The sequence below is a fragment of the Aeromonas sp. HMWF014 genome (assembly GCF_963878295.1).
Classification (GTDB): domain Bacteria; phylum Pseudomonadota; class Gammaproteobacteria; order Enterobacterales; family Aeromonadaceae; genus Aeromonas; species Aeromonas popoffii.
The window spans coordinates 1-2,292 of sequence record NZ_CAWNYS010000560.1 but is presented as its reverse complement, the minus strand read 5'-3'; the positions used below and the strand labels follow the sequence as shown (position 1 = coordinate 2,292).

Below are 2,292 nucleotides of genomic sequence, written 5' to 3'. Positions count from 1 at the left end.
GGAACAGTTGCGCAGTATTGGCGTGGCCATCTCTTATCGCATTGAAAAAAGGGAAAAATCACTCTTGAACATCGTTGTTACATCAGTTCCAAAGCGCTGACGCGTGATGAGTTTACACGGGCGGTGCGTGGGCACTGGGCCATAGAAAATAGCCTGCACTGGGTGCTGGACGTCACGATGGGCGAGGACGATTGCCCAATTTATCGCGGTGATGCCGCAGAGATCCTTGCGTGCATCCGGCACATGGGGCTGAACATGCTCAGGGCTGAAACTTCACGCAAAGCGAGCGTCAGACGGAAGCAAAAGATTGCAGGAATGAGCAGTGAATACCTGGAAAAGGTACTCAATGCTGGCCTCAACAAATTGGGTGAATTTTAACAATATGTTCACGCTCTCGCCCTGGTTGCATGGCGTGTGCGCACTTGCTGAAAACAAACGGCTATTACACACGCTTGCGGGGGGTTACCCTGCCCTTGCTGCCACAGTCATCGCGGGTTGATCTGCCACGCTGTCTGGCTTGGATTCGGCGCTTTGTTTAGCCGACAGCCTCAACCAAACCGGTAGGAGCCCATATAGAGGCTGCCGCCATCCCAGCTGTCGTGCAGCTTGAGGGGCTTGTCCTGGCCGGCGGCGCCGAGCGCCACAAACAGCGGGCACAGGTGATCGTCGTGAGGATGGGATTCCACCGCCCCCGGCGCGCGGGCTCTGTACTCTTCTAACGCAGCTCTGTCACCCTCGCTCATGGTCTGCTCCAGCCAGTTGACGAAGGCGCTTGCCCAGCCGGGTACGGGCGAGTTGTCCGGCCCGAGTGCCCGCAGGTTGTGGGTGATGGCGCCGGAGGCCAGTATGCCTATCCCCTGCTCGCGCAGGCTATGCAGTGCCTCACCCAGTTGCCACAGCTGGCTCGGGCTGAAACTGGCCGGGATGGCGATCTGCACCAGGGGGACGCGGCTGGCCGGATCCATCAGGGAGAGCGGCGACCAGACGCCGTGATCCAGCTCACGCCGTACCGGCGTTGCCGGCAAGCCCGCCAGCATCAGCTGATCGCTCACTGCCTCCTGCAGCCACTGAGGGCTCTGCGCTGGCCAGCGGATCTGGTAGAGCGGCTCCGGAAACCCGTAGAAGTCATACATGAGCGCCGGGCTGGGCTCGACGTTGATCTGTAGTTCGGCGCGGCTGAACCAGTGGGCCGAGATCACCGCCAGCCCCTTGATGTCGCCAAGAGAGAGATTTTTCAGGAAGCGGGTTGCCGGCTGGTCGCGCAGAACCAGATCCGGGGCACCGTGAGAGATAAACCATACAGGGGCGATAGACATGACAAGACTCCATATACGCTGTGTCGGTACGCGCGGCGCACCAAAACCCGGGTCAGGGCAGCGCCACTGACGATGGACTCATTATCTGCCCCGGATTGGCGGTTAACAATCCAGTGTCATGTATAAGCACTGTTCACTATGGGTTGATAGTTATGGCGAAAACCGGGGGATGGATTCCATAAATGACAAGGCCAGCGCATGGCGCTGGCCTTGTCTGATTATTTCACCATCAGGCTTGCTGAATACCCGGCAGCGCCACATCGAAATCCGCGCGGGTACTTATGGCGGTACGGCAATAGGCCTGCTTATTGAATGCCCGGTAGCTCAACGTCGAAGATGAGGACGGGCGCTCAGTGGGATCGTGTCTGCGGCACTGTTGCCATCAGTCAGCTTATTGAATGCCCAGCAGCTCAACGTCGAAGATGAGGACTGATCCCGGCGGTATCTTGCCGGCGGCACGATCGCCATAGGCCAGATTGGCGGGGATGTAGAAGCGGGTCTTCTCCCCTTCCACCATCAGCTGCACCCCTTCGGTCCAGCCCTTTATCACCTGATTGAGGCCAAACTCGATGGGCTCGCCACGGGCGACCGAGCTGTCGAAGACAGTGCCGTCCAGCAGCTTGCCCTCGTAGTGCACCTTCACCTTGCTGGTGGCGGTGGGGTGAACCGTGCCAGTGCCCGGGGTCAGCACTTCGTACTGCAGGCCGGAGGCCGTGGTGGTCACCAGGGGTTTGTCTTTGTTGCTGACGAGAAACTCGGCGCCCTTGCGCACATTTTCCACGGCTTGTTTTTTGCTATTGCTGCTCGAGTAGAAGTAGTAGACGACACCGGCAACCAGCAGCGCGATCAGAATGAATTTCATCAGGTTTTCCTTAAATGCAATGAAGGTGGCATCTTATCCCAGTCGGGGAGGGAGGGCGAGTCGGGACATAAGGAGGATGTGACGGGGCAGACAGACGACGAGGGGACCAGGATC

At 58.8% G+C, this 2,292-nt stretch carries 2 protein-coding genes and 1 pseudogene; 1 reads left to right on the top strand and 2 read right to left on the bottom strand.

Features of this window, described 5'->3' with window-relative positions; all coding sequences use genetic code 11:
• Nucleotides 1-378, top strand: a pseudogene (locus AAC083_RS21595) (ISAs1 family transposase); the annotation flags it as partial.
• A 170-nt stretch (nucleotides 379-548) separates the two neighbouring features.
• Here the strand turns inward: AAC083_RS21595 and AAC083_RS21590 are convergent.
• Both AAC083_RS21590 and AAC083_RS21585 read right to left on the bottom strand, forming a co-directional pair.
• The gene (locus AAC083_RS21590) at nucleotides 549-1,316 is read right to left on the bottom strand and encodes a DODA-type extradiol aromatic ring-opening family dioxygenase (RefSeq protein ID WP_108537668.1); all 768 of its coding nucleotides are present in this window, start codon (nucleotides 1,314-1,316) and stop codon (nucleotides 549-551) included.
• 391 nt (nucleotides 1,317-1,707) lie between these two features.
• Nucleotides 1,708-2,178: an FKBP-type peptidyl-prolyl cis-trans isomerase gene (locus AAC083_RS21585; RefSeq protein ID WP_108537667.1), complete on the bottom strand. Its 471-nt coding sequence runs from the start codon at nucleotides 2,176-2,178 to the stop codon at nucleotides 1,708-1,710.
• Between the last annotated feature and the right edge of the window lie 114 nt (nucleotides 2,179-2,292).